We start from the raw sequence: 26,595 nt of genomic DNA, 5'->3' as shown, positions 1-26,595 counted from the left end.
ATTTTCCCGTAAGATATAAAACTGAAGGGGTGATGTAATGGCAAGAAAGCGGGCAAATCCCGGAAGCGGAGGCCCGAACTGGCTTGATACTTATTCCGATATGGTGACGCTTTTGCTTACCTTCTTTGTTATGCTGTTTGCCATGTCTACCATGGATGCCGGCAAATGGGAAAAGCTTGTCAAAGCATTTTCCGCTAATAAACAGGCTAGTGCAGTCACACAGGAGGCTGCGCAGGAAAATATCCAAATTGCTGCCAACAGTACAAGCCTGCCTTCTTCCGGTTCAGAATCCGAAACATCCAGTAGTAAAGCAGGAAATTCCGATGACGGGAAAGTCACAGATTTTGACAGTCTGTATAAATATTTGGTCGATTATGTAAATCGAAATGGTTTACAGGATTCTGTGCATGTACATAAAGGGAAAAACTACACTTTCCTTACGTTTCAAAACAGCGTGTTTTTCTCCGGAGATAGTGCGGAATTACGCGATCAAGGAAAAAAGATATTGGACTTTCTTTGTGACGGAATAAAAAATATACCGGATCAAATTGGAGAGATTCGTTTTTACGGGCATACGGCCCGCGCGAACAACTCAACTTCCGTTACCGCCCAAGCCTTCGACCGTGCACTTTCTTCGGACAGGGCCAAGAACGTCCTGCTGTATGTTCAGTTGAAAAATATTATCAATCCGGCTAAAATGGTTTCCGAGGGGTATGGAGAATACAGGCCCATTGTTCCCCATGATGGAACAGAAGCTACCCGGGCCAAAAACAGGCGAGTGGAAATTTATATTTCGAAAGCCGGACAGAGCAGTTCTGTTTTGGATCAGGTATATGAAGATATTAATAATGCAGACAAGAATACAGACAAAAAATAATCCAACGCAAATAACGAGCTCTTACGTAAGCAGCGTTTTGTTTTCCGCATAGGATGAAACGTTTTAAATTTTAATATGCGGGAGTAGGAGGTCCTATGGCAGAAGTATTGTCTCAAAAGCAAATTGACGAATTATTGGGAAGCCTGCAAAGCGGACATGTAGACTTTAAGGAAATCGAAGAACAAACCGCCGGCCCTAAAGTAAAAGAATACGACTTTATGTCCCCAAAGAAGTTCACAAAGGAGCAGTTGAAGCTACTGGACAACGTTTTTGACAGCGTTTCACGAATGTTCAGTCTTCAGCTCGCCGGAATGCTCCGCTCCGCCTGCCAAATGGAGATTTTGCAAGTGGAAGAAGAAGAGTTCCGCGAGTTCAACAATGCCCTTGGCGATTCCATACTGGTTGCCATTATCGGTATGAACAGCGAAGAAAACCGGATTGACGACAAACCCGTTTTGGTTGAAATGTCACGCCAGATTTCTTTTTCCATTATGGATCGATTGTTGGGCGGAAATGGCATGGGGTATGAAATTGAAAGAGATTATACCGACATTGAGCTTTCTTTATTGGAGTATGTGTTTAAACAGCTTTTACCCCTGATGGATAATGCATGGGGCAATTATATGGAAATCCATCATACCTTAGACATGATTGAAACGAATTCCAGACTGATGCAACTGGTGCAGCCCGATGAAGCGGTCGCAATCATTGCCATTGAAGTAACGATTGAAAATTTAAAAGGGAATATCAACGTTTGTCTTCCGGCTTCCTCGCTTGAGGAAGTATTCCGAGTTTTCAATTCGAAATATGTTAAATTGCCCAAGAAGGAAGATCCTTCAGTGGAACAACAGCGTAAGTTTGGAATTATGCACACACTAAAGAATTCTCCGCTGACTATTAGCGCAATGTTAGGTAAAACAGAAATCAGCCTGAAAGATTTGCTTAATTTGCAGGCAGGCGATATTATTCCACTCAATACCCGGGTGGATCAAGATTCAATTGTTTTGGAAGTAGAGGGCTTGCCATGGTTTACAGGTGTTATAGGAACAAAGCAGAAAAAATACGCCGTTAAAATCAACAAATCTCTACAATAAATAAGAAAGGTGATTTCTATGGAGCCGAATAACGAAGAAATCTTTTCTGCTATGGACATTGACGCTATAGGAGAAATTCTGAATATCAGTTTGGGTTCTTCAGCGACCTCCGTTTCGGAAATGCTGGAACAGCGTGTGAATATTACAACCCCCCGCGTTGAAGTGATGCCTTCGAAGGATGTTCATTTTGAATCGATGGAACCGGCAATTGCGGTTGAAATCAATTACGTAAGCGGATTGGACGGAAAGAATATTTTGATTTTAAAAGAATCCGATGTAAAAGTAATTGTTGGTTTACTGCTTCATACCGATTATTCTGAGCAGGAATTCGTGATGGATGAAATGAGTATTGGGGCAATTTGTGAAGTTATGAACATGATGATGGGCGCTTCCGCTACGGCGCTTTCACAGTTCCTGAACATGGCTATTAACATTTCACCTCCGACATCTTTCCCAATTAATGATTCCGAGCAGTTTAAAAGTAAATATTTTGAAACCGAAGAAAATGTTGTTACAGTACATTTCAATTTAATGATCGGCGATATGGTAAACAGCGAGTTTATCAGCCTAATGAAAGCAGATCTGGCGAAAGAACTCATCCGCTCCTTTAATTTTGGGGCGCCTGCCGCAGCAGAGCAACCGGCAGAGGAACCTGTTCCGCCAAAACCGCAGCCGGCTCCATCAAAGCCGCAGCCCGCGCCTTCCAAACCACAGCCGGTACAGCAGCAAAAACCGGCGCCGGTGGCAAGCAAACCTGCTCCTGTAGTAGAAGCAGTATCAAGTTACGAACAGCCGCAGAATTACAATGTGGGACATGTTGCGTATCAGAGCTTTGATGCGGAAGATACCGTGCTAACGAACGATCAAAACAATAACCTGAATATGATTATGTCCGTTCCGCTTCAAATTACGGTTGAAATCGGCCGTACCCAAAAGCCGATTAAAGATATTCTGGATTTTACATCAGGGACCATTATAGAATTGGATAAGCAAGCCGGTTCTCAGGTCGATGTCTTTGTAAACGGCAAACGTATCGCAAAGGGGGATGTTGTCGTTGTAGACGATTTTTATGGTGTACGAATTACAGAAGTATTAAGCAATAGTGAAATCATGAAATTAATTTAACACGCACCGCAGGGTGCAAATAGGAGGAACAGAAATGAGTAAGAAGATTATGTTGGTCGACGATGCAGCTTTTATGCGGATGATGATAAAAAACACCCTTCAGCAAAACGGTTATACGGATATTATTGAAGCCGAAAACGGGGAAAAGGCGATTGCGCTTTATAACGCGGAAAAGCCGGATCTAATCCTTATGGATATTACGATGCCTGTTATGGATGGGCTGGAAGCTTTAAAAAATCTGAAGGAGATAGACGAATCCGTACAGGTCGTTATGTGTTCCGCTATGGGCCAGGAGGCAATGGTTGTTGAGGCGCTGAAGCTTGGCGCAAAAGACTTCATCGTGAAGCCCTTTAAGCCGGATCGTATCATGAAAACAGTAAACGGAATTCTGGGATAATCCTGTTTGCCGTAGGGGAGGAAATGCGTTGAAATTTCTTATGGTGGCTGTTTTGCCGCTTCTGAGCTTTTTTAGTGATATATTACCGCTTTTCTTTTCTTTGGCTGCCATTATTTTGGTTTTATACCTTTGTTCTAAATTTAGCCAGTTTATGGTAAAGCGCGTGAACAATATATCAAATTCAAACAATATGAAAGTCATAGAACGCTTAGCTTTAACGCAGGACAAGGGCCTTGCAATTGTTGAGGTTTGCAAAAAGTTATATCTTATCGGCTTTTCGAGCAATTCCGTTGAAATCCTGAAGGAACTGGATGAATCGGAAATGCATATCTTGGAAACCGTCCCCAAGGATGGTTTTCTGGAAACTTTAAATTCAACGTTAAAATCAGGATGGGATGTGAAATTGAGTGACGCAGTTTTCAGCAAGGCCAGAAAAACTGACAATGCCGAAGATGAGAAAGAACAAAAATAAAATCGGTAAAAAAACCTTGCTTCTGGTTACACTGTCCCTCGTGATGCTTTTTCTTCTTCCCTTACAGGCTTCTGCGGCTTCCGTTGGTGTGAATGTGAATGGCAAGAGCATGAATACGCTCGAGATTATCGAGATGTTCACGATTTTGGCTCTGATCCCATCCATTCTCATTATGACAACCTGCTTTACCAGGATTGTGATCGTGCTTTCCTTTTTGCGGAACGCACTTGGACTTCAGCAAACGCCGCCGAATCAGGTTTTGATCAGCATTGCACTATTCCTGTCTCTGTTTATTATGACGCCTGTTGTGAATGAAGTGAATACGCAGGCGTACCAGCCGTATAAAGAACAGAAAATTACGCAGGAGCAATTTCTACATAAGGCAGCCGTGCCGATGAAGACGTTTATGCTGAAAAATACAAAGAAGGAGGATTTAAACTTATTTGTTAATCTTTCAAAAGCCAAGCCGGTAAAATCCGTGAATGAGCTATCCATTACGGTTGTTATTCCCGCTTTTATGACAAGTGAATTAAAAAGGGCGTTTCTGATTGGCTTTTTGATTTTTATTCCATTTTTAATTATTGACATGATCGTATCCAGCACCTTGATGTCAATGGGTATGATTATGCTTCCTCCATCCATGATTTCTCTTCCGTTCAAGCTTTTGCTCTTCGTGCTTGTGGATGGCTGGGGACTGTTGTTTAAAACCCTGGCCGCAAGCTTTAATGTTTAGTCGAAACAGGAAAGGATTACGCTGCTTATGACAATATCGCAGATTAACGAGGTTTTACAGGCGGCGATGCTTGTGGCGCTGAAGGTTGCCGCACCCATTTTGATCGTCAGTATATCATTGGGGTTGATTGTTTCTATTTTACAGGCGGCAACCCAAATTCACGAGCAGACGCTTACCTTTGTACCGAAGTTAGTGGCAATTGGCGTAATTTTGGTGATTTTGGGACCATGGATGTTTGAGACGATGAACGATTTTACCATGTATATCTTTCGCATGATCGCGAAATTAAGTTAAGAGATAAAAGTTGGAAGGTGTGATCATAAGCTTTTTATGAATATGGATTATGATTTTACCCTTCTGCTTTTCATATTTATGAGGATGTCGGGCTGTATCCTGTTCAACCCGATACTGGGCAGAAAGAACCTGCCGGTAATTCTCAAAGTCGGGCTTACCCTGATGCTTTCGTTTTTTTCTTATCATCTCGTCCCGGCACAGACCATCCATATCGCGTCCTTTCTCGTGCTCTCCATCAGTTTGTTAAAGGAATTGCTCATCGGATATATTGTCGGGTATATCATCCAGTTGTTTTTATCCGTCATCATGATCGGCGGTGAAAATATGGACATGCAGATCGGCATATCCATGTCGAGGATTTACGATCCGCAAAGCAATATTTCCATGCCGCTGTCCGCGTCCCTTATGAATTTGACGTTTGTTCTGATCTTTTTTGCGGTGAACGGGCACTTGACTTTGATTCAGATTTTTACAAAGTTAAGCGTGATGATTCCCTACGATCAGTTTGAGCTGAAGCCGGAAATGACGCAGCATCTGGTCAGCTTATTTTCCCTCATTCTGATTTATGCGGTTAAATTGGCGCTTCCTGTTCTGGCGGCGGAGTTCATTGCAGAAATCGCTGTTGGACTGATTATGAAAGCCGTTCCGCAGATTGATGTTTTTGTAATTAACATTCAGGTAAAAGTAATCCTTGGATTCCTGGTTTTTTTGATTATGGTGCCGTCTCTTTCTACCTTCCTTGAAAGACTGATTACTTTAATGTTCGATAATATCAGTCAGGTTTTTGTAATGCTGAAATAGCCTTCAGATCGACTTGCATCCGGTTTAAGGGGGGATGATATGGCGGACAGCAGCAAGACAGAAAAAGCCACCCCGAAACGGCGGGAAGACGAACGTAAAAAGGGGAATATTTTTCAAAGCAACGATGTAATCAGCGCACTTTCTATCCTATCGCTCTTTACAATACTAAAAATAATCTTTCCATTTATTTATCATTATCTTTCAAACTTTTTTTTCAGGTATATCACTTACACAAAAACCGTTCACGAACTTTCCGAATCCTTTACAACCGATGTCATGCGGGATGTTCTCATTTCCATCCTGTTATTGGCCGGTCCGGTAATGCTGACTTCCGTTGCGGTGAGTATCATTGGTACCGCCATGCAGACGAAACTGAAAGTTTCCAAGGAGAATTTAAAGTTCAAATTTTCCAGAATCAGTCCCATTCAGGGAATGAAAAGGCTTTTTTCCCTTCGTTCCATCGCGGAGCTTGTGAAAGCATTGATCAAAATATCGGTTATTTTTTATGTCTTATACACCGCGTTCACAGATATAGCGGCATCTTTCACAAAGTTAATGTTTCAAGATGTTTCCCAGGCGGTTTCGTTTATTTTGAATTCCCTGATGGATATTGTTATACGACTTTCCATCGCCTTTATTTTTATAGCGGCTTTGGACTATCTGTACCAGTGGTGGGAATACGAAAGAAGCATCCGCATGTCAAAACAGGAAATTAAGGAGGAATATAAGCAACTCGAAGGTGATCCGTTTATTAAGGGACAGATTAAGGAGAGACAGCGCAAGGCATCCATGCAGCGAATGATGCAGCAGGTGCCGACCGCGGATGTTATCGTTCGAAATCCAACCCACTTTGCAGTTGCTCTGAAATATGATATTGAAAAAAATAATGCCCCAATTGTTGTCGCGAAAGGGCAGGATTATATGGCGCTGAGAATTATTGACATCGCTGAAAAATACAATATACCCATGACGGAAAACCGTCCGCTCGCCCGGGCATTGTATGAAACTGTAGAGGTTGATAAGGAAATTCCCGAGCAGTTTTATGTAGTTGTTGCCGAGGTTATGGCGTGGGTTTACTCAATGAAGAAGGAGACGAAGCAATATTGAAGATCCGTGATAACGCAGTTGCGATTTTTGTAGTCATCATTATCGGATTTATCATCATTCCTTTGCCTGCTCCTTTGTTGGATATGATGTTTATCATAAATATATCCCTTTCCATTATGGTCCTTCTGATGACCATGTATGTAAAAAACGCATTGCAGTTTTCCATTTTCCCATCTATGCTGTTAATGACCACAATTTTACGGTTGGCTTTGAACATCTCCTCCACAAGACTCATCCTCACGCAATCCGGAAAAGCAGGCCAGGTGATTCAAACCTTCGGAGAATTCGTTTTAAGAGGAAACGTCGTTGTTGGTTTTATTGTCTTTATCATCATTGTTATCGTAAATTTTATGGTTATTACGAAGGGTTCCGAACGTGTTTCGGAAGTGTCGGCAAGATTTAAGCTGGATGCTATGCCCGGTAAGCAAATGGCGATTGACGCCGATCTGAATTCCGGTATTATCGATGAATCCATGGCACGCCAGCGCAGAGAAGATATCCAGCGTGAAGCGGAGTTTTACGGCGCTATGGATGGTGCTACCAAGTTTGTTAAGGGCGACGCCATTGCCAGTATCATTATCACCTTCATCAATTTTCTTGGTGGAACCGTGATTGGTATGGTGCAGGGCGGAAGCTCTTTTACAGAGGTTCTGAATATTTATTCGATTGCGACTGTCGGCGACGGCTTGGTTTCACAATTGCCCGCGCTGATGATCTCCACCGCAACCGGTATGATTGTTACACGCGCCGCGTCGGATTCCAGCCTGAGCATTGATGTTACCAAACAGTTTTTATCCCGTCCGATTGTCATTATCATTGCGGGATTTACGCTGATTTGCCTTTGCTTTATTCCTGGAATGCCGGTTGTGCAAATTCTGATTTTAGCCATCGGCCTGTTAGCGGCGGGTTTCAATTTGAAAAAGAGAAACGATATTGTTGCTGAAGCCCAGAAAGCCAATGTGCCGGAGGCAGCCGCGGCGGAGCAGGATGAAACCAGCTACTATAAAAATATTGACAACATTTATGACCTCCTACAAATTGATGCGATCGAAATGGAATTCGGCTACAGCCTGATTCCATTGGTCGATGAAAACAGCGGAAGCAGCTTTATTGAAAGGTTGGTTACCTTCCGCAAACAGTTTGCTTTGGAAATGGGCATGGTTATTCCGGCAGTCCGCCTGCGAGACAATGGGATGCTGAACCCGAACCAATATGTGATTAAAATTAAAGGAGAGGAAGTCAGCCGGGGCGAGATTCTGGTCGATTATTATCTCGCGCTTGACCCCGGGAATCTGACGGGAGAAATTGACGGAATTGAAACCATTGAACCGGCTTACGGAATCCCAAGTAAATGGATTACCAAGGACAAAAAGGAAATTGCTGAGATTTACGGCTACACGGTTATTGATCCGCTCTCCGTGGTTGTCACCCATTTATCCGAAACCGTGCGCAAACATGCGTATGAGCTGCTTTCCAGACAGGATTTGAACCAGCTGCTGGATACGATTCGGAAAACCGGTTCTACGCTTGTGGACGATGTTGTGCCCAATATGATTTCCTTTTCCGGTTTGCAAAAGATTCTTTGCAACCTGTTGAAAGAAGGCGTTCCGATCCGGGACATGGAAACAATACTCGAAACCATTTCGGATCATGCCGCGAATGTGCATGATCCGGAGGTCTTAACCGAATATGTCAGACAGGCGCTGAAGCGCACGATTACTCGCAAGTGGTCGGACGGCGGACAGATCAGGGTTATTACGCTGGACAGCGAGGTGGAGAGACTGATTGTAAATTCCATCAGCAAAAACGATCAGGGCACCTATCTTTCGCTTGATCCGCAAACAACGCAGAAGATCGTATCAAAGCTGCTTGACTGCATTACCAGGGTAAAAGAAGTGATCAATGTACCGATTATACTCACTTCGCCCGTTGTTCGAATTTATTTCAGCAAAATGCTTGAACAGTTCTATCCAAATGCAGTAGTTTTGTCATTCAACGAGCTGAATTCCGATGTACAGATTCAGGCGGTTGCGAATGTAACGATCGAATGATGGACATGCTGAAATCAATTTATCTTTGAAGGGAGGGACGGCTGAATTGAGAAATTTGGAAACAGAACAGGTTTCAACTGTGGATTTATGGAAGCAATACCATGAGACAAAGGATCAGGAAATCCGAAATCTGCTTGTTATACAATACAGCTATATCGTAAAATGCATCGCGCTCAAGACAGTTGGCCGCTACCAGTATTTTAACTACATGGAGGATATCGTCAATGAAGGTCTGATCGCGTTATTGGACGCGGTAGAAAAATTTGACGCGGAAAAGAATGTAAAGTTCGAAACCTACGCATCCATTAAAGTACGCGGTGCCATGATTGATTACATACGGAAGCAGGATTGTTTTCCAAGAAGACTGAAACGGATTGCCAAGGATATTAGCGAGGCGGAAAATGCTTTAAGCCATCGTTTAGGCCGTGGCCCGACCGATGAAGAAATGGCCGAATACTTGAATGTGAGTTTATCGGAATATGAAAAAATGCAGGCGGAAACCTGCGTATTGAATATGCTTTCCTTCGAAGAGATGATCTATGAAAAGGGAGTCGAAAATATTCAGGTAAGCCAGTCCAGCGATTCCATTCACGGCCCGGAACAGGTCGTAGCCGAAAAGGAGCTTCAGGATGTCCTTGCCGAGGATATTAAGCTTTTAAATCAGAAGGAACAGGTTGTCATTTCGCTGTATTATAAGGAACAGCTGAAAATCAAGGAGATATCGAGTGTCATGGAAATCAGCGAGTCGAGGGTTTCCCAAATTCATTCCAGCGCGCTCCGCAAATTAAAGAAATATTTGGCTGAATATTTGAATCAGTAAAGGAGAAGGAAAATGGACAGAGGTTTTTATTCCCTCGCTTCCGGTATGCTGACGCAGAGCAGGGTTTTAACCGGAATCAGTAATAATCTTGCGAATATTGAAACTCCCGGATATAAAAAGAAATTGGTAACCACTTCTACATTTGGGAATTTGATGATAAACCGGTTGGATACACAGCGGACAGAACTCGGAAGTGTGAGTTTAATAACTGTGGCAGATAAAACAAATACCATCCATACGGAGGGTGTTTTGAAGAATACCAACCGGGCGCTGGACTTTGCGATTAAGGGCGACGGATTTTTCGCGGTTCAGGGAACCAACGGTACGGTTTATACCCGCAACGGCAGCTTTAATGTTGACAGCGAGGGTTATCTTACCCTGAACAATGTCGGGCGGGTTTTAGGCGCCAACGGCCCGATTCGGGTGGGAACGGACCAAATCGAGGCGGACGAGCAGGGAAATCTGTTTGCGAATGGTAGAAATGTTGGCAGAATAGCGGTTTACAATTTCGCGGATTATACTGCTTTGCAAGCTGCCGGAGAAGGGATGTTTTCTTACACCGGCGGAGCGCCTGCGCTTATGCAGAATCCAAGCATTCTTTGGAAAACAGTAGAAGGTTCCAATGTGAATGCGGTGGAAGAAATGACAAGAGCAATTTCCGCGCAGCGGAATCTGCAAAATTGCTCTCAGGCGTTAAAAATGTATGACCAAGTACTTACCAATTCGGTAACCAATATTGCAAAAATATAAGAGCAGAGGGTGATATGGTATGATCAATTCTTTTTACACGGCCGCGGCCGGCACGATTAATTTGCAAAACGGGATTGACGTTACGGCAAATAATGTTGCGAATCTTGCAACAACAGGCTATAAGGCGTCTACTGCCACGTTTTCCGATCTCCTGTATACGAACATCCAGTACGGAAATCAGCAATTGAAAAGCGGGCATGGCACCAGGCTTCAGAAAACGGATACGCTGTTTGAACAGGGGGCTCCGAAGCAGACCGGCCGTGCCTTGGACTATTGTTTGATGCAGCCCGACGCTTTTTTTGCCGTACAGACCAAAGATGGCGTACAATACACCCGCAACGGGAATTTCCATATTTCTCTGGAACATGACAAGGGCTATCTCGTTGATTCCGCTGGAAATCATGTGTTGGACGCCAATGGGCATCCCATTTCTGTGGCAAGCGAAAATGAAAGCCCCACGGTTGGCGTCTTTTCGTTCTCAAATACAGGCGGACTTGAACGTGCGGGAAATACCTGTTTTAAGGCGACTACGCTGTCCGGAAATGCCAGCGTAGTGAGAAATCCGGAGGTGAAAAACGGATTTCTTGAGGATTCCTCCGTTGATAATGCAGATCAAATGGTTTCCATGATCGAATATCAGCGTGCGTTCCAGTTTAACTCGAAAATTGTACAGATTTCCGATGACATCATGCAGACGGTGAATTCTTTAAGATAAAATCATATGGGGATTGAGAGGAGATAAAAATGAGTTTGGATTCGGATTCGCATTTGGAAGAACAAGAAGCGCAAAAAGAAGAGCCAAAGCCTCAGTTTGATCTTACGGTTTCGGTTGACAGCATGGCTGCCTACTTAAGAGTAAAGCCGGCTGCTGCCGATCAAGTCGTTACATATGACGAAGTGCTCAATTACCTTACGGAAAAAGAAGTTACGTATGGCATCCGCGAAGCGGCAATACGCGATTTTTGCGACGGGAAAAAGTACTATATGGAACTCCTTTGTGCCCAGGGAGATCCGCCGGTGGACGGGGAAGACGGATATATTACCTACAACTTCGACACGGATACGGATTTTCGTCCGAAAGAAAGAGAAGACGGTACTGTGGATTTCCGTGATTTGGGTACAGTAAAAAATATCTCGAAAGGGGAAGAACTTTGCCGTATTGTTCCTCCGACTCCCGGAAAAGACGGAAGGGATGTTTATAACCGGGAGGTTTCTTTTAAGCCCGGGCGTTCTCCGGTCCTTCCTGCGGGACTCAATACCGAGGTTTCCGAAGATGGGCTCGCTCTGGTTGCCGGAGTGGATGGCTGCATCGAATTTAAAAAATCCAGAATTGATGTAAATGAAGTTTTTATTGTTCGCGGAGACGTTAATAGTGCTTCCGGGAATATTAAGGCGATCGGATCCGTAATTGTACAGGGAGATGTCCGGGAAGGGTTTTCCGTAACAGCGGGGAAAGACATCACCATCCGCGGCATGGCGGAAGGAGCCTTCATAGAAGCGCAGGGGAACATAACCATATCCAACGGCATGAACGGAATGGGAAGAGGGACATTAAAAGCCGGCGGTAACATTGTCGGGAAATATTTCGAAAATGCGGTTCTGGAGGCAGAGGGAGACATCTATGCGGATGTGCTGATGACCTGCAGGGCGAAGGCGGGCGGATCTATCATTCTAAAAGGGAGAAAAGCTTCCTTAATCGGGGGAAAATATGAGGCCGGTCAGAAGATCGTGGCACGAAATATTGGAACAGGAACCTCTGGAAAGACGGCGGTTTCCATTCAGTCGAGCACACTCAATGATTTGCTTACCGCCAATTCCGATCAAGAGAGTAAGGAAGCTTTGGAACAGCAGTTAACCAACGCGGAAAACGATCTGGAGGATTTCCAGAACAAGTTTTCAGAATTAAGGGTACATATTAAAGCGGATAGTCAGTTAAATCCGGAACAGAAAAACCAGATGATTAAGGCTGCAATTCTAAGGAAAGCAAAAATGGCTGAAGAAATACAGGAGATCAAGGATAAAATTAAACAGACAGACGAGAAAAGAAACAGCCTTTTCCAATTTAAGATTGTCGGAACTGGCGTTGTGTATATTGGTACAAAAATGTCAATCGGTCCCTATAATCTTACGCTGACGGCTGATTACAGCAATATGAAATTCTATATAAATTCTGACCAAATCGTATTTAACCCTGTTTTGCCTTCGGATTTCTGACTTTATATCAAATGCAGCCTCAGAAGGTTGGAAATTTTGGTTTATTGCCGAAATACGGCGGAATGGAGAAATGAGATGACAATTTTAAATTTAGAACAACTCAACGACATGCACATTGACGTATTAAAAGAACTAGGAAATATAGGAGCGGGAAACGCTGCTACATCCCTTTCGCAGATGCTGAATACAGAAGTGGACATGTCAACACCGATTGTTAAGATATTGGATATCAGCGATGCGGCAAATTTGCTGGGCGGTCCGGAGAATGTGGTTATTGGCATTTTGTCAAAACTGAGCGGCGATATTGAAGGGATTATGATGTTCATTATTGAACAGGATTTTGCTAAAACCATTTTGACATCCCTTCTTGGGGTCAAGGAAGTAAGTTGTGATAAGTTGTCGGATATGGAGCTTTCGGCCATTTCCGAAATCGGAAATATTATGATTGCAGCATATACCGGTTCAATTGGAACGCTGTCTCAGATGAATTTAAAAACGACGGTGCCCGCGATTACAGTTGATATGGTGGGTGCTCTTTTAAGCGTCCCGGCACTTGAAATGGGTTCTGTTTCCGATAAAATTATTTTTATCGAAGATGACTTCCTCAGTGGAACGAAAGACGTTACGGCGAATATGTTGCTGGTACCTTCGATCGATTCCTTAAATAGATTAATGGAGAAATTGGGTATTGCGTTATGAGTAATTTATTTACAATCGGGATATCGGATATGAAGATCGTAAAATTTGATGATTCGCTGGTAACTTATGCGCTTGGTTCCTGCGTAGGGATTTGTTTATATGATCCGGTGTTGAAAATCGGCGGCTTGGGGCATATCATGCTGCCAAATTATCCGGTTAATAATCCTAAAGAAAATCGAAACCGTTTTGCCGATACTTGTATTCCGGACATGGTGCAGCAAATGGAAAGATTAGGTTGCAGCCGCAGAAGAATCATTGCAAAAATAGCCGGTGGAGCAAAAATGTTCGACGTGGCGGGCGATTCCTCTTTCGGAAATATTGGCCAGCGCAATGTTGCCTCTGTTAAAAATTGTTTGGCGCAGCTTCAAATCCGAATTTGCGCGGAGGATACAGGATTAAATTATGGCAGGACGGTTTATTTTTATACAGAGGACGGACGTATGGTTGTCAAATCCTTTTCAAACGGCGTTAAGACGTTTTAAAAGGATACAAGGAAAGACTTTCTTGTGTAACAGGAAGAAAGCCTTTCCTTGTATTGCTTTTGCGAACAATAACCGCTGGCTTGGCCGGTGGGAAAGAAAACCTCCTTTTGCTTTTTATGCGGTTCAAACCTGCATATTTTCGCAAAAGGAGATTTTTGTTGCATGACCGGAATACAAAGCCTATCTCGTACAAAGCGGAGCACAGTTTATGGGCGATTAAAGGAAAGGGCTGTTGAGGTATAAGAATAAAAAGTCCTTAGTGTGGCTTAGCAGGTGGAATTATAGAAGGAAAAAAGGAATCTGGATTCTTTTTAAATTCTTGAACCAGGTCAATCTCTTCCTTTTTAGGTTCCGCCAATTTGTATTTCGGTGCATTTGAAATGTGGATTCTATTTGGATTTGTACAGTTGTATTTATTCATCTCCATGTCATTCTCTCCCGTACAATTTATTTCTATATGGTTAGTTACCGAAAATAGGATGCTCAATTGGAAAGGCATAAGCCTCAAAATCCCAACCCTTTATTTTCCGGTATAGACGATTTGGCCACAGGCTATTTTGGTTCCGGAATTTCCGGACGGCTGGGTTGTAAAATCATCCGGTTTCAAGTGCACAACGATTGTACGCCCGGTTACTTCCCGTATTGTGAATCGATCGGTAAAGAACGCCATGAAAGCGTACCCCATATTGCCGAACAGCGGCAGCAAATCACCGGCATGCGCGGGATGCGGGCAATTCCCTGGATTATAATGTGAACCTGTGTTTGCAAACGGGTCTTCGGCATTTCCGGTACAGGGGCTTCCTTCGTGAATATGGAAACCGTATATGTTCGCTGCACATTCTTCGGCATTGTGGGGCAAACCCTGCACTTCTGCTAACAATAAAACACCGGTACTTAACTGGTACATCAGCACGACGCCGTTTATATTGGGATAGCTCGCGCTGCCTTTTATAATAGCCTGAGCCTCCGGTGGACGATTCAAGATATACGCTAATTGACTGAATTGAGGATCTGAGTACAATGAAACCGCCTCCTGAGCTCATTGTATGATATAGAATATAGAATGGTTCCTACGGCTGAAATATCCTCATTGCCGGACAACCGATACGGGATTTTTCCATCAGGTAAGATGATTACGTATATAGAGGAAAACACATGGCAAACTACATTGACAAACATAGTAATATGTGTTATGATGTTCATCGAGGTGAGAAGCGTGGGCGGCAGGATTAGCAGCGATTTAATACGGGGGCATATTGATACAATGATCCTTCGTGTTCTGTATGAAAATGATAATTACGGATATGAAATCATGAAGGCGATTTATCGCAACAGCGACGAAAATTACGATTTAAAAGAACCCTCCCTCTATACAAGCCTAAAGCGGCTGGAATCGCAAAAAATGATTTCGTCCTATTGGGGGGATGAAAGCCAGGGAGGGCGCAGGAAGTATTACAAAATTACTCCGTTAGGGCTGAAAGCCTATCATTCGGCGGTTGAAGAATGGAATATTGCCCGGGATTTAATCGATAAGCTGATTAAAGGAGGAAACTGCAATGAATAAATTAAAAGAGTATGTTGACTCTCTATTTAGAAAATATCGCCAGACTTCAAAAATACGTGATTTAAAAGAAGAAGTCTACACAAACCTGGAAGCAAAAAGAATGGATTTAATTGCCGCGGGATTCAGCCCGGACGAAGCATTTGATCAAGTCCGGAACAGCATCACAGAGGTGGACAGCCTGATTGAAGGAAATATAAAAATTGACCGCTTTTCCTTCTGCCGCGAACGTATGCAGTGGATGTTAATTTCTCTTCTGTCGGTTTGGGTGATAACAATTCCTCTGCGCGTATTTTATTCTGTATTTGCATTATCCTATCTATTGGCTTTTGTCATTCTAATTGCGGGTGTCTATTATATCTATTTTTTAAAGCAAAGAGGAAAACAATGCCAAAAGCAAACGGTGTATGTAAACATACTGTATTACAGAAAAGTGAAAAGGGTTGTTTGGGTTCTTTGGTCGATGTATTTCCTGTTCTCTTTCGTTATGACCACCTGTGTTTATTTCGGAAGCAATTTATGGTTTTCAAGGCCGGTTCATATTGACGGCCCGTATGCTTTGGGAAATATGTTGGTAAATTATTTTTTGCCGCTTTTAACAATTGTCATTCCGTTCATTTTTGGCTTGAATGAACGGCTGGCATTAAAGTATGAGGTTGAGTGAAATGAAAACGAGAGATAGGATTATTATTGCGCTGGGGATTATCGGTATTCTTTTTGTTTTTGCAACTATACAAATCCGAAACAAACAGTATCAGGTGGAAAAAGCTTATGCTCAGGCGCAGCAGGAAGTAACTTCGCATGATTTGCAAAGCATTTTACCCTATAAAAATAAATATATGGGGAACGCTCCAAACAATATCAATCTGTTTTCTCATTTACCGCTTAGTGACTATCCCCGCAATTATAGCCAAAATCCGGATACCTTTACCTTTGAAATCCATTTTGAAGGAACCGCTTCGGGAATGGGAAAAAACAGGCTGCAAAAGGAGATTTTATACAGTTCCGTTGCCGGGTTCGCGTTGATTGACAATTTGCAGTCGTTAAAATATGACTTTACAGATCAGTGTTTTACGGTACGGCGAAAGGACATTGAAAAACAGTATGGGGACCTGAAAGTTCTGCTAAATGAATCGAGCTGGCACGCTATGCAGGAAAAGCTCAAGAAGACGGGCGATGTGGAAAGAATATTTACGGAAGTTACCCTTAGACAGAAAAAAGAAGGAATGTCCGGTTGACGGACATTCCTTTTTCCTTATAATTATTTCGTTTATACCTCGCAAGCACAGGATTCGCATCCCGGAATTTCACCGACAATTGGCAAGGGGTCAATCCCTTTCCTCTTATAATAATCGGAAACCGCTGCCTTAATCGCTTGTTCCGCCAATACGGAGCAATGTACTTTAACCGGCGGCAAACCATCTAGTGCTTCCATTACCGCCTTGTTGGTCAGCTTTAAAGCATCTTCAATTTTCTTGCCCTTAATCAGTTCGGTGGCCATGGAGCTTGTAGCGATTGCGGCACCGCAACCGAAGGTTTTAAACTTTACGTCGGAGATAACATCTCCGTTGACCTTGATGTACATGCGCATAATATCGCCGCATTTGGGGTTTCCAACTTCGCCGACACCATCTGCGTCCGGAATTTCACCAACATTGCGCGGGTTGGCGAAATGATCCATTACTTTTTCACTATATGCCATGATCGATTCCCTCTCTTACTATCGTAAATTTAAGCAAATTTCTTTTGCCCTTTGACAATTTCCTCCCAAAGAGGAGACATGGAGCGAAGGCGCTCAATAATTGGAGGGAGAACCTCGAGAATATAATCGATGTCTTCCTCGGTGTTTTGATCGCTGAGGGTAATCCTGAGCGACCCGTGGGCGATTTCATGCGGAAGGCCAATTGCGAGCAGCACATGGCTTGGGTCAAGCGAGCCGGAGGTGCAGGCGGAACCGGAAGATACGCAGATGCCCTGCAGGTCGAGGCTGAGCAGCAGGGACTCACCCTCTATGCCTTCGAAGCACATATTCACATTACCGGGTAGGCGCTTTACGCGATCACCGTTGACGCGGGAGCGTTCGATTTTCAGTAATCCGTCGATCAGCCTGTCCCGCATCTTTGAGAGGCGTTGCGCATTTGCGTCGATATTTTTGCAGGCTTCTTCAAGCGCAACGCTCATTCCTACAATGCTTGCGACGTTTTCCGTGCCTGCTCTGCGCCCGCGTTCCTGCGCGCCGCCGTCAATCAGATTCGGGCAACGGATGCCGCTGCGGATATAGATTGCTCCAATGCCCTTGGGACCGTGGAATTTATGTGCGGAAAGAGAAAGAATATCAATGTTCTGCTCTTTTACATTGATGTGAACATGACCGACGGCCTGAACCGCATCGGTGTGGAAAACAACGCCGTGCTTTTTGCAGATCGCTCCGATTTCCGGGATAGGCTGAATCGTTCCGATTTCGTTGTTCGCGTACATAATCGTGACGAGGGCGGTATCTTCACGGATGGCTGCTTCCAGCTCCTCTGGCCTTACCAAGCCGTTTTCATGCACGTCGAGGTAAGTAACTTCAAAACCTTCCCTTTCTAGTGCTTCACAGGAATGTAAAACAGCGTGGTGCTCAAATTTTGAAGTGATAATATGCTTTTTGCCCTTTTTGGACTGCTCGTGGGCTACGCCTTTGATTGCCCAGTTGTCCCCTTCACTTCCGCCGGAAGTAAAGTAAATTTCGTTGGGTTTCGCGCCAAGGCATTGCGCGACTTTCTCACGTGCGAGTTCAAGCGGTTTTTTGGCTGCCCGGCCAACCGAATAAAGACTGGAAGGGTTTCCATAATATTGCGTATAGAAAGGCTCCATCGCCTCTAAAACGGCTTTTGAGACAGGCGTGGTCGCGGCGTTGTCCGCGTATACAAAACGTCCCAATGTTATCACCTTAACTTATCTTGAAATTACAGATTTTCTGCGATTTATAATATACACCTTTTTGGTATATGTTTCAATAGGCAAACTTCAACTTACTTAAATTTTTCAATTGCGGCAACGGCAAGGCGGTCGCACCGTTCGTTTTCCGGGTGTCCCACATGCCCTTTCACCCAGTGAATCGTGACATTATGCTGCTCTAGAAGCTGTAAAAGGGTCTCCCACAAATCCGCGTTCAGAGCGGGCTTTTTGTCGGCTTTGCGCCAGCCGTTTCTGCGCCAGCTTTGCGCCCAGCCCTTAGTAATCGCGTCACAGACATATTTTGAGTCGCTGCAAAGCACCACTTCACAGGGCTCTTTTAAAAGACGAAGCGCTTCGATTACACCTCTCAGCTCCATACGGTTGTTGGTTGTGTTTGTTTCGCCGCCGCTGATTTCTTTTTCAACGCCGTTATAGCGAAGGATTGCGCCGAAACCGCCGGGACCCGGATTCCCGCTGCATGCGCCGTCGGTGAATATTTCTACGTGCTTCATTTTTATCACCCTTAATTTTTCCAAACTTATAACTTTTATTATAGCATGAGCGCTTTTTACAAACAATGCAAATTTTGTTTACGTAGGTCTTTTCGGGCAATAATATATTTGCCGGGAAAGGCACGGTATCTTGACAGTAGTTGTGAATCAAGGTACAATGGTGGTAATATTTGTGTCCGGATTTTTTTAAAAGCATTATATTTAGACATAAAATATACTTTGAACCGCAAATTATGCGGTTTCCTTTTGTCTTTTTGCAGCTGCCCGTGTAGTGCGAAAGGATAATGCAGCGATTTTACGACAATTTTATATGGATACGCCTATGCCCGCTTCGGCACCGTTTGCCGGCGGACTTTATTGGTTGTACCCTAATTAATAATGGAGGTTTATTACGTGACAGAAAAAAATCAAACAAAGTCCGCAGATTCCGAAAATTCAGGGAAGCTGCAAGTTGGCGCGATTGGAGAAGGCCACTCAACGCTTTATCAAAAGGTGGTGCTTCCCGTGGCACAGGGGCATAGAACGGAAACGGCAGAGGACAACAAAGCGCCAAAACCTGCGGAACAGGCAACGGAAGGCAGTGCCGCAGCTGTGGACGAACCGGCATCCCCGGCAAAACAGCACAAATCGCGGCGTCAGTCGCAAAAAAAGGCGCAGCAGTCAAAAGCCCCGCAAGTAATGGCGCAGTTGAGCAAGGCGAAATCTTCAAAATCGGCAGATCAGCCCGGGCAGCCGAAGCAGACGCGTGCAAAACGGCAAACACAGCGCCAACAGAGCAAACGCGGCAAACAGCAGAAACCATCGATCCGGGTTTATTTTTTGGGCGGCTTGAACGAGATCGGAAAAAACTTTACGCTGTTTGAATGTGAAAACGATATGGTTATTGTGGACTGCGGCATGGCATTCCCCGACGGCGATATGCTCGGGGTTGATCTGGTTCTGCCGGATTTCACTTTTGTGGAGCGCAATGTGGGCAAAATACGCGGCGTTGTGCTGACTCACGGCCACGAGGATCATATCGGTGCAATCCCTTATCTTCTGAAGAAAATCAATGTACCGGTTTATGGTACGCCGCTGACGCTTGGCCTTGTGGAAGGCAAGCTGAAAGAGCATGGTTTGCATGGAAAAGCAAAAATGCATGTGGTTCGCCCCGGCGGGCAGGTGAAGCTAGGCTGCCTGAATGTGGAGTTTATCCACGTAAACCATTCCATACCAGACTCTGTCGGACTTGCCATCCATTCTCCGGCAGGTACGGTTATTCATACCGGTGACTTTAAAATCGACTGTACGCCCGCACAGGGGGAAATGATTGACCTATCCCGCTTTGCCCAGTTGGGGCAGGAGGGCGTTCTTGCCCTGCTTGCGGATTCCACCAATGCGGAGCGGCCGGGCTATACGATGACCGAAAGCAAAGTCAATGATTCCTTTGAGCGCCTTTTTAAACGGGCGGAGAACAGCAGAATCATTATAGCAACATTTGCTTCCAATATCAGCCGCGTGCAGCAGATTATTAACTGCGCGGTGAAATACGGGCGGAAGGTTGCGCTTTCAGGCCGCAGCATGATCAACGTGATGGGTATCGGCGTGGAGATGGGCTATCTGGATGTCCCGGACGGCGTTTTAATCGATCTGGATCTCATTAACCGTTATCCGAAGGAAAAGGTTGTTTTGGTTACAACGGGTAGCCAGGGTGAGCCGATGAGCGCCCTGACGCGCATGGCGTTTGCCGACCATCGCAAGGTGGAGGTAGGCCCAGGCGATTTCATAATTATTTCGGCAAGACCGATTCCGGGCAACGAAAAAACGGTCGGAACGGTAATCGACGAGCTGATGAAACGCGGCTGCGAAGTTGTGTATGAATCCATGTACGAAGTGCATGTTTCCGGCCATGCCTGCCAGGAAGAATTGAAACTTATGCAGGGAATTACGAAACCGAAGTATGTTATCCCTGTCCACGGCGAGCAGAAACACCTGCGCAAGCACGCCAGACTGGCCTATGCGATGGGCAAAACAGACTCGGAAGTGTATATCGGCGATATCGGAGACGTATTGGAACTGAATCAGGATTATATGAAAAAGCTTCCTTCTGTTCCTGCCGGCCGTGTGCTGGTGGATGGCCTTGGAGTCGGAGATGTGGGCAGCATTGTCCTTCGGGACCGCAAGCACCTTGCGGAGGACGGGTTGATTGTCGTGGTTTGTACCATTGCGCAGGAGGACGGGCATGTTATTTCCGGCCCGGACGTGGTTTCGCGCGGATTTGTCTATGTGCGTGAATCGGAGCCGCTGATGGATGAAGCGAAGGAACTTGTTAACGCTGTTCTGGAAAATTGTGCAGACAACAATGTGCATGACTGGGGAACGCTGAAAACAAGAATTAAAGACGAGCTTTCCCGCATGCTTTATGACCGGACAAAGCGTAATCCGATGATTCTGCCGATCATAATGGAAGTTTAAGCACCAAAGGGGTAATTGTTTTGAAAAGAAGAGTATGGGTATCATCACCGGTATTCTTTGTAATCACCGCTGTTATGCTCATCATGGCCTGTATCAGCTATTTTTACAATCCGATTTTGTCTTACGCTGAAATGGCGCTTGCGGTCTGTTCCGTCGTTGCGGTCATCCTTTTGACGGAACAGTTCAAGGCGCATGTTGCTACCGCAGTAAAAAGCGCCCAGAAAATCCTTTCCGGGGATGAATACCGCGCGTTAATGGATTTCACCATGCCGGTGGCGGTGGTGGGAGAAGCGGGCGATATCATCTGGGTAAACAGCGCCTTTACCGCTAAAGTCGGAGGAAAGCATGAATGCAGGGGAGAAAATATTTTAAAATTCATTTACCCCAAAACCGTTAATCAGATCATGGGCAACAGCGGCACAGATATTACTGTCGGCGACCGGGATTTTACGGTCTTTGCCGCAAAAACCGAATACGGAAGTATTCTGTATTTTATTGATGACACGTATTACAAGGAAATCAACCGCGAATATATTGAACAGCGGCCGGTCGTTATGATCGCCTGCTTCGACAATCGGGAGGAGCTTGCTCGCGATTCCAGCGGAAGCGAAGACACCCGCATTGCCTCGGAGGTTGAAAGCGCCCTGATCAATTGGGCGCAGAATATGAACGGTTTCTTTAAAAAGCTGAGCGGCGCACGGTATCTTATTCTGGCAGATGAAGCCCATTTGCGGGAAGCGATGGGCAAACGCTTTGAAATTCTGGATACGATTCGCGGTATTAAAGCCGGGGAGCGCCGTAGTGCCACAATTTCCATTGGCGTCGGGCGCGGAGCCGATTCCTTGATGGAAGCAGAGGAATGGGCGCGCAAAGCGCTTGATATGGCGCTGGGACGCGGCGGGGATCAGGTAGCCGTCAAACAAAAGGACGATACATATGAGTTCTTTGGCGGCCTTTCCAAAGGAGTTGAAAAGCGCGACAAGGTGCGTACCCGCGTTATTGCCGCTACTCTTTCCGATCACATCAAAAACAGCGACAATGTTTTGATCATGGGGCATAAATATTCCGATTTGGACAGCGTGGGCGCGGCCGTTGGGCTTTGGAGCGCAGTAACGAAATCGCTGAAGAAGCCGGCTTTTGTGGTTTTAAACCGTTCCCAGACCCTTGCGTCGCCGCTTGTAGCATCAATGGACGCCACCGGGCAGGATGTCTTTCGCTCCCCGATGGACGCCATGGCTCTTGTAAACCCAAAAACCATGCTGATCGTTGTCGATACGCATTCGCAGGATTTTGTGGAAAGCGCGGAGCTTTTAAACGCGATCCCGCGGGTGGTGGTTATTGATCATCACCGGATGATGGTGAAGCATGTTGAAAATGCGCTCGTCTTTTACCATGAGCCCTATGCAAGCTCCACTTCGGAAATGGTTGCGGAGCTTGTGCAGTATATCGGCGACAATACGCTGGGTCAGACGGAGGCCGAAGGGCTTTTGTCGGGCATTATGCTGGACACCAAGAATTTCGTTCTGAAAACCGGTGTCCGCACGTTTGAAGCGGCCGCGTATCTGCGCCGGCGCGGCGCAGATACGGTGGAAGTAAAGCGAATGTTTTCCGACACAATTGATACTTATAAGGCAAAATATCAGATTGTTTCCGGCGCGGAGATTTTGAACGAGTGCGCGATAGCCTCCGCCGACCGGGAATTTCCGGATATCCGCATCACATCGGCGCAGGCGGCGGACGAGCTTTTATCCATTCAGGGGGTAAATGCGTCGTTTGTCCTTTTCCCGACCGGAAACGTTGTGAATGTTTCCGCCCGGTCGCTGGGCGAAATCAACGTTCAGCTCATTATGGAAGCGCTGGGCGGCGGGGGCCATCTTACAATGGCGGGCGCGCAGCTTTCCGGCATGACGGTTCAGCAGGCCCGTGAAAAGCTGATTTCCGTGATTCAGGACACCATGGCAAAAGCAGTTCAATAATATAGTGGAGGGAATAGAAATGAAAGTCGTATTGCTGGAAGATATTAAAGGAAGCGGGAAAAAAGGCGAGTTAATCAATGTCAGCGACGGTTACGCCCGGAATTACCTTTTCCCGCGGAAGCTTGCGAAAGAAGCGAATGCGCAGGCGTTAAACGAGTTGAAAAACGCGGAGGCGGCCAAAGCCTATAAAATAAAAACCGAAAAAGAAGCCGCGCAGAAGATCGCAGACACGATTAACGAAAAAAGCGTGAAGCTGTATGCCAAAGCAGGGCAGGGCGGCCGCTTGTTCGGCTCAGTAACGGCGAAAGAAATCGCAGAGGAATTGAAACGCCAGTATGGAGTGGACATTGACAAGCGTAAAATTGTGATGGACGGCGATATCAAGGCCTTTGGAACCTATGAATGCGAAGTAAAGCTGTATAACGGAATTACAGCTAAGATCTTCGCCGTTGTCGGTGAAAAAGAGTAAGTTTTAACATAGCGAGAGGAGGGAACAGGCATGAGTGAGACGGCAATAGGCGGATACAGTGCCTTGAATCTTCCTTTCAGCCCGGAGGCGGAACAATCCGTTTTAGGCGCTGTGCTTCTGGATTCTTCCTGTCTTGACCGTGTAGCGGAAATTCTGCCGCGTCCGGAATATTTTTATCAGACCAATAACAGCTTGATTTACGGCACGATGCTGGAGATGTTCACGGCGGGACAGCCGGTGGACTTTGTTACCGTTCTGGAGAAACTGAAGGAGAACGCAAGTTTTGATGAAGCGGCCGGGAAGACGTACCTGCTTCAGCTTGCACAAATTGTACCGTCTATTTCCAATGTGGAATCCTATGCGCGTATCGTGCGGGATAAATACGATATACGTACCTTAATCACCACCTCGCGCGATATCATTGAGGAAGCGTCGGAGGGGACGGTGGATGCCGCTACCCTTCTGGATTCCGCGGAGCAGCGGATTTTTGATATCCGCCGCGGGAAAAATATGCAGGGGTTGCAGCGTATTGACGAAATCATTGTGCAGACCTTTGACCGGCTGGATCTGTTGAATTCCCCCGACGCTGACCAATACAAGGGTGTGCCGACGGGCATTTCCGAGCTGGATGAAACGATTACTGGCCTGAACCGTTCGGACCTCATTTTGCTTGGCGCCCGCCCGGGTATGGGAAAAACCAGCTTTGCTTTAAATATTGCCCGGCACGCGGCGGTCAAGGCGAATAAAAAAATCGCCTTTTTTTCGTTGGAAATGAGCAAGGAACAGCTTGCTTCCCGCCTGCTTTCCACTGAGGCCATGGTTAGCGGTACGAAGCTGCGCACCGGCAAGCTGAGCGAGGACGAATGGGTGCGTATTGTAGAAGCTGGTGATATCCTTTCCAAGACCCAAATGTATTTTGACGATAACCCGTCGATTACCGTAGGGGAAATGAAGGCAAAAATTCGCCGGCTGAAAGACGTTGACCTGGTGGTGGTGGACTATCTGCAATTAATGAGCTCTGCAGGAAAAGTCGACAACCGTGTACAGGAAATCTCAAAAATCACGCGGAATATGAAAATTATGGCAAAGGAGCTGAATGTACCGGTTCTGGTGCTTTCCCAGCTTGCCCGTGACAGCGAAAAGCGTACTAACCACCGTCCGGTTTTGTCCGATTTGCGTGATTCCGGTTCAATTGAACAGGATGCGGATATCGTATTGTTTTTGTATCGTGAGGATTATTATCAGGACAGCGAAACACCGAATGAGAACGCGGACAGGAACAGCGGCGAATGTATCATTGCCAAAAACCGCCATGGCGAAACCAAGACCGTTCCGCTGCACTGGCAGGGCGAATTCATGCGTTTTACCGCACAGGAGGTAGTCCGCAGTGAATGATCAAATTCAAAGAATACAGAAAAAGATCGAAGGGGCAATCGCCGATTGGAACATGCTCCCGCAGGGATGCTCCGTTGTGGTCGGGCTTTCCGGCGGCGCGGATTCCATCGCGCTTGCTCATTTTCTTTTAAATTATGCTGCAAAACATCATATTCCGATTATGGCGGCACATATTAACCATGGGCTGCGCGGCGTGGAAGCGGACCGCGACGAACGTTTTGTTGCGGACTGGTGCCGGAAAAGCAATATGGAATTGAAGGTACTTCATGTGGACGTGCGTGCTTTGGCCGCGGAGAAATCCAAAGGAATAGAGGAGTGCGGTCGAAATGTGCGGTACACTTTTTTTCGGAGCCTTTGTGGAGAAAACACGAAAATTGCTACTGCGCACACGCTTTCCGACAGCGCGGAAACCGTCCTTCTCAATTTGGCGAAAGGCACGGGGGCGCGCGGCCTTTGCGGAATCCCTGCCGTCCGCGGGAATATTATCCGGCCCCTTATTTCTGTTACACGCGAAGAGGTCGAAGCGTACTGCGCTTACTACAATTTGGATTATGTGACGGATAGCACCAATTTTTCCGAGGATTATACGCGGAACAAAATCCGTTTAGGGGTCGTTCCGGTTTTGAAGGCGATTAACCCGGCCTTTGAAACAGCGGTTTTCACGATGACTTCGCATTTGAAAGAAGACGAAGACTGCCTGTGCTCCATCGCGGAGGAAAAATTAAAAGAGGCAGCTTGCCCCCACGGTTACTGGCTGTCCGTTTTGAATTCCCTTCCGGATGCGATTCTGAACCGCGCCGTTTCTGTTGCGATAAAGAAGGAAAGTCAGGCACGGCTGGCGGGAGGGCATATCGAAGCGGTTGCAGGAATTGTGCGTGCCGGTGCAGGATCTGTTACGGTAGCCGGAGGAATACAATGCTTTGCACAGGGCAATACTCTCTTTATTGCCAAATCCGATCAAAAATCGGCGGATCATCCGTGGTGCGTGCCGCTTAATTTGCCGGAAACCGTTTTGCCGGACGGAAGAAGGTTTACGGTAAGTCGGCTTTCGCGGCCGGAATTCGAAAAACGCCGTAAAATTAATAATTTGTTATTTAATAATTTCATCAACTATGATACAATAAACTGTACTACCTCGGTTCGAAACAGACGCTGCGGCGATATTTTCCGCCCATACGGACGCGGGGTTACAAAAAGCCTAAAAAAGCTTTTCAATGAAGCAAAAATTGCGCCAATCCTTCGCGGAAACTTGGCGATGCTTGAAAGCGGCGGAAAAATTATTTGGATTGAGAATTTTGGTGCCTCGCAGGATGCCTGTGTGGATGAAAATACGCAAAATGTAGCAGAAATTAAAATTATTTAAGGAGTACTA

The 26,595-nt window shown here is 45.6% G+C and carries 29 protein-coding genes; 24 read left to right on the top strand and 5 right to left on the bottom strand.

Going from position 1 to position 26,595, the window contains the following annotated elements; translation table 11 throughout:
• The first annotated feature begins 37 nt into the window (after nucleotides 1–37).
• The 16 genes from P9B68_RS02270 (at nucleotide 38) to P9B68_RS02195 (ending at nucleotide 13,916) form a co-directional block, all read left to right on the top strand.
• Nucleotides 38–877 carry an OmpA/MotB family protein gene (locus P9B68_RS02270; protein ID WP_135656976.1) on the top strand — a complete coding sequence of 280 codons (840 nt, stop codon included), beginning with the start codon at nucleotides 38–40 and terminating at the stop codon, nucleotides 875–877.
• Nucleotides 878–972: 95 nt separating this feature from the next.
• Nucleotides 973–1,971, top strand: coding sequence for a flagellar motor switch protein FliM (gene fliM, locus P9B68_RS02265; RefSeq protein ID WP_135656978.1), 999 nt, complete (start codon nucleotides 973–975; stop codon nucleotides 1,969–1,971).
• Between the two features lie 18 nt (nucleotides 1,972–1,989).
• Nucleotides 1,990–3,096 carry a flagellar motor switch phosphatase FliY gene (gene fliY / locus P9B68_RS02260; protein ID WP_135656980.1) on the top strand — a complete coding sequence of 369 codons (1,107 nt, stop codon included), beginning with the start codon at nucleotides 1,990–1,992 and terminating at the stop codon, nucleotides 3,094–3,096.
• 34 nt (nucleotides 3,097–3,130) lie between these two features.
• Nucleotides 3,131–3,493: a response regulator gene (locus tag P9B68_RS02255; RefSeq protein ID WP_135656982.1), complete on the top strand. Its 363-nt coding sequence runs from the start codon at nucleotides 3,131–3,133 to the stop codon at nucleotides 3,491–3,493.
• Nucleotides 3,494–3,521: 28 nt separating this feature from the next.
• Nucleotides 3,522–3,965 carry a FliO/MopB family protein gene (locus P9B68_RS02250; RefSeq protein WP_135656984.1) on the top strand — a complete coding sequence of 148 codons (444 nt, stop codon included), beginning with the start codon at nucleotides 3,522–3,524 and terminating at the stop codon, nucleotides 3,963–3,965.
• Complete coding sequence (gene fliP / locus P9B68_RS02245; RefSeq protein ID WP_135657407.1) at nucleotides 3,946–4,698, top strand: flagellar type III secretion system pore protein FliP; 753 nt, start codon at nucleotides 3,946–3,948, stop codon at nucleotides 4,696–4,698. The genes P9B68_RS02250 and fliP overlap by 20 nt, the downstream gene beginning before the upstream one ends.
• 27 nt (nucleotides 4,699–4,725) lie before the next feature.
• Nucleotides 4,726–4,992: a flagellar biosynthesis protein FliQ gene (gene fliQ, locus P9B68_RS02240; RefSeq protein WP_135656986.1), complete on the top strand. Its 267-nt coding sequence runs from the start codon at nucleotides 4,726–4,728 to the stop codon at nucleotides 4,990–4,992.
• A gap of 36 nt (nucleotides 4,993–5,028) precedes the next feature.
• Entirely contained in the window at nucleotides 5,029–5,793 is a 765-nt protein-coding gene (locus P9B68_RS02235) for a flagellar biosynthetic protein FliR (RefSeq protein WP_277668375.1), read from the top strand.
• A 39-nt stretch (nucleotides 5,794–5,832) separates the two neighbouring features.
• The gene (gene flhB / locus P9B68_RS02230) at nucleotides 5,833–6,900 is read left to right on the top strand and encodes a flagellar biosynthesis protein FlhB (RefSeq protein ID WP_135656990.1); all 1,068 of its coding nucleotides are present in this window, start codon (nucleotides 5,833–5,835) and stop codon (nucleotides 6,898–6,900) included.
• Nucleotides 6,897–8,951 (top strand): flagellar biosynthesis protein FlhA, encoded by a 2,055-nt coding sequence (flhA, locus tag P9B68_RS02225; protein ID WP_135656991.1) that lies wholly within the window; start codon nucleotides 6,897–6,899, stop codon nucleotides 8,949–8,951. Before flhB ends, flhA begins: the two co-directional genes overlap by 4 nt.
• Nucleotides 8,952–8,997: 46 nt before the next feature.
• A complete protein-coding gene (locus tag P9B68_RS02220) occupies nucleotides 8,998–9,771 on the top strand; it encodes a sigma-70 family RNA polymerase sigma factor (protein WP_135656993.1) in 774 nt (257 codons plus the stop codon).
• A 12-nt stretch (nucleotides 9,772–9,783) separates the two neighbouring features.
• Complete coding sequence (locus P9B68_RS02215; RefSeq protein WP_277668374.1) at nucleotides 9,784–10,521, top strand: flagellar hook-basal body protein; 738 nt, start codon at nucleotides 9,784–9,786, stop codon at nucleotides 10,519–10,521.
• 19 nt (nucleotides 10,522–10,540) lie between these two features.
• The gene (locus P9B68_RS02210; protein ID WP_135656997.1) at nucleotides 10,541–11,236 is read left to right on the top strand and encodes a flagellar hook-basal body protein; all 696 of its coding nucleotides are present in this window, start codon (nucleotides 10,541–10,543) and stop codon (nucleotides 11,234–11,236) included.
• Nucleotides 11,237–11,265: 29 nt separating this feature from the next.
• The gene (locus tag P9B68_RS02205; protein ID WP_135656999.1) at nucleotides 11,266–12,735 is read left to right on the top strand and encodes a FapA family protein; all 1,470 of its coding nucleotides are present in this window, start codon (nucleotides 11,266–11,268) and stop codon (nucleotides 12,733–12,735) included.
• Between the two features lie 75 nt (nucleotides 12,736–12,810).
• Entirely contained in the window at nucleotides 12,811–13,434 is a 624-nt protein-coding gene (locus P9B68_RS02200; protein ID WP_243112898.1) for a chemotaxis protein CheC, read from the top strand.
• Nucleotides 13,435–13,463: 29 nt separating this feature from the next.
• Nucleotides 13,464–13,916, top strand: a complete 453-nt coding sequence (locus P9B68_RS02195; RefSeq protein WP_243112899.1) for a chemotaxis protein CheD — start codon at nucleotides 13,464–13,466, stop codon at nucleotides 13,914–13,916.
• Between the two features lie 256 nt (nucleotides 13,917–14,172).
• Here the strand turns inward: P9B68_RS02195 and P9B68_RS02190 are convergent, their stop codons facing one another.
• Together P9B68_RS02190 and P9B68_RS02185 are read right to left on the bottom strand one after the other, a co-directional pair.
• Nucleotides 14,173–14,343: a hypothetical protein gene (locus tag P9B68_RS02190; RefSeq protein ID WP_167875129.1), complete on the bottom strand. Its 171-nt coding sequence runs from the start codon at nucleotides 14,341–14,343 to the stop codon at nucleotides 14,173–14,175.
• 93 nt (nucleotides 14,344–14,436) lie between these two features.
• Nucleotides 14,437–14,937 (bottom strand): superoxide dismutase family protein, encoded by a 501-nt coding sequence (locus P9B68_RS02185; RefSeq protein ID WP_135657003.1) that lies wholly within the window; start codon nucleotides 14,935–14,937, stop codon nucleotides 14,437–14,439.
• Between the two features lie 108 nt (nucleotides 14,938–15,045).
• Between P9B68_RS02185 and P9B68_RS02180 the strand changes: the two genes are divergently transcribed.
• Genes P9B68_RS02180 through P9B68_RS02170 form a run of 3 tightly spaced genes read left to right on the top strand, consistent with a single transcriptional unit; the run spans nucleotide 15,046 to nucleotide 16,715 of the window.
• Complete coding sequence (locus P9B68_RS02180; protein ID WP_330686039.1) at nucleotides 15,046–15,480, top strand: PadR family transcriptional regulator; 435 nt, start codon at nucleotides 15,046–15,048, stop codon at nucleotides 15,478–15,480.
• Entirely contained in the window at nucleotides 15,473–16,141 is a 669-nt protein-coding gene (locus P9B68_RS02175) for a permease prefix domain 1-containing protein (RefSeq protein WP_135657005.1), read from the top strand. The genes P9B68_RS02180 and P9B68_RS02175 overlap by 8 nt, the downstream gene beginning before the upstream one ends.
• Before the next feature lies 1 nt (nucleotide 16,142).
• Nucleotides 16,143–16,715: a DUF4825 domain-containing protein gene (locus P9B68_RS02170; protein ID WP_277668373.1), complete on the top strand. Its 573-nt coding sequence runs from the start codon at nucleotides 16,143–16,145 to the stop codon at nucleotides 16,713–16,715.
• A gap of 32 nt (nucleotides 16,716–16,747) precedes the next feature.
• Here P9B68_RS02170 and nifU read toward each other — a convergent pair whose 3' ends face one another.
• The 3 genes from nifU to rnhA all read right to left on the bottom strand — a co-directional run bounded on the left by nifU (nucleotide 16,748) and on the right by rnhA (nucleotide 18,929).
• Nucleotides 16,748–17,179, bottom strand: coding sequence for a Fe-S cluster assembly scaffold protein NifU (gene nifU / locus P9B68_RS02165; RefSeq protein ID WP_135657009.1), 432 nt, complete (start codon nucleotides 17,177–17,179; stop codon nucleotides 16,748–16,750).
• Nucleotides 17,180–17,208: 29 nt separating this feature from the next.
• Nucleotides 17,209–18,399, bottom strand: a complete 1,191-nt coding sequence (gene nifS, locus P9B68_RS02160; protein ID WP_277668372.1) for a cysteine desulfurase NifS — start codon at nucleotides 18,397–18,399, stop codon at nucleotides 17,209–17,211.
• Nucleotides 18,400–18,491: 92 nt separating this feature from the next.
• The gene (rnhA, locus tag P9B68_RS02155) at nucleotides 18,492–18,929 is read right to left on the bottom strand and encodes a ribonuclease HI (protein ID WP_135657012.1); all 438 of its coding nucleotides are present in this window, start codon (nucleotides 18,927–18,929) and stop codon (nucleotides 18,492–18,494) included.
• Between the two features lie 678 nt (nucleotides 18,930–19,607).
• On the opposite strand from rnhA, the gene P9B68_RS02150 reads away from it, so the two are divergent.
• The 5 genes from P9B68_RS02150 to tilS are packed head-to-tail and all read left to right on the top strand — an operon-like array spanning nucleotide 19,608 to nucleotide 26,586.
• Entirely contained in the window at nucleotides 19,608–21,383 is a 1,776-nt protein-coding gene (locus P9B68_RS02150) for a ribonuclease J (RefSeq protein ID WP_167875136.1), read from the top strand.
• 20 nt (nucleotides 21,384–21,403) lie between these two features.
• Nucleotides 21,404–23,359, top strand: a complete 1,956-nt coding sequence (locus P9B68_RS02145) for a DHH family phosphoesterase (RefSeq protein WP_135657016.1) — start codon at nucleotides 21,404–21,406, stop codon at nucleotides 23,357–23,359.
• Between the two features lie 19 nt (nucleotides 23,360–23,378).
• On the top strand, nucleotides 23,379–23,828 hold the full coding sequence (gene rplI / locus P9B68_RS02140; RefSeq protein ID WP_135657018.1) for a 50S ribosomal protein L9: 450 nt from the start codon (nucleotides 23,379–23,381) through the stop codon (nucleotides 23,826–23,828).
• Nucleotides 23,829–23,858: 30 nt separating this feature from the next.
• Nucleotides 23,859–25,223, top strand: a complete 1,365-nt coding sequence (dnaB, locus tag P9B68_RS02135; protein WP_277668371.1) for a replicative DNA helicase — start codon at nucleotides 23,859–23,861, stop codon at nucleotides 25,221–25,223.
• Nucleotides 25,216–26,586 (top strand): tRNA lysidine(34) synthetase TilS, encoded by a 1,371-nt coding sequence (gene tilS, locus P9B68_RS02130; RefSeq protein WP_277668370.1) that lies wholly within the window; start codon nucleotides 25,216–25,218, stop codon nucleotides 26,584–26,586. The genes dnaB and tilS overlap by 8 nt, the downstream gene beginning before the upstream one ends.
• The last annotated feature ends 9 nt before the right edge of the window (nucleotides 26,587–26,595 follow it).

This window comes from Caproiciproducens galactitolivorans (assembly GCF_029266045.1).
Taxonomy (GTDB): Bacteria; Bacillota; Clostridia; order Oscillospirales; family Acutalibacteraceae; genus Caproiciproducens; species Caproiciproducens galactitolivorans.
This window is presented reverse-complemented; position numbering and strand designations above follow the sequence as displayed.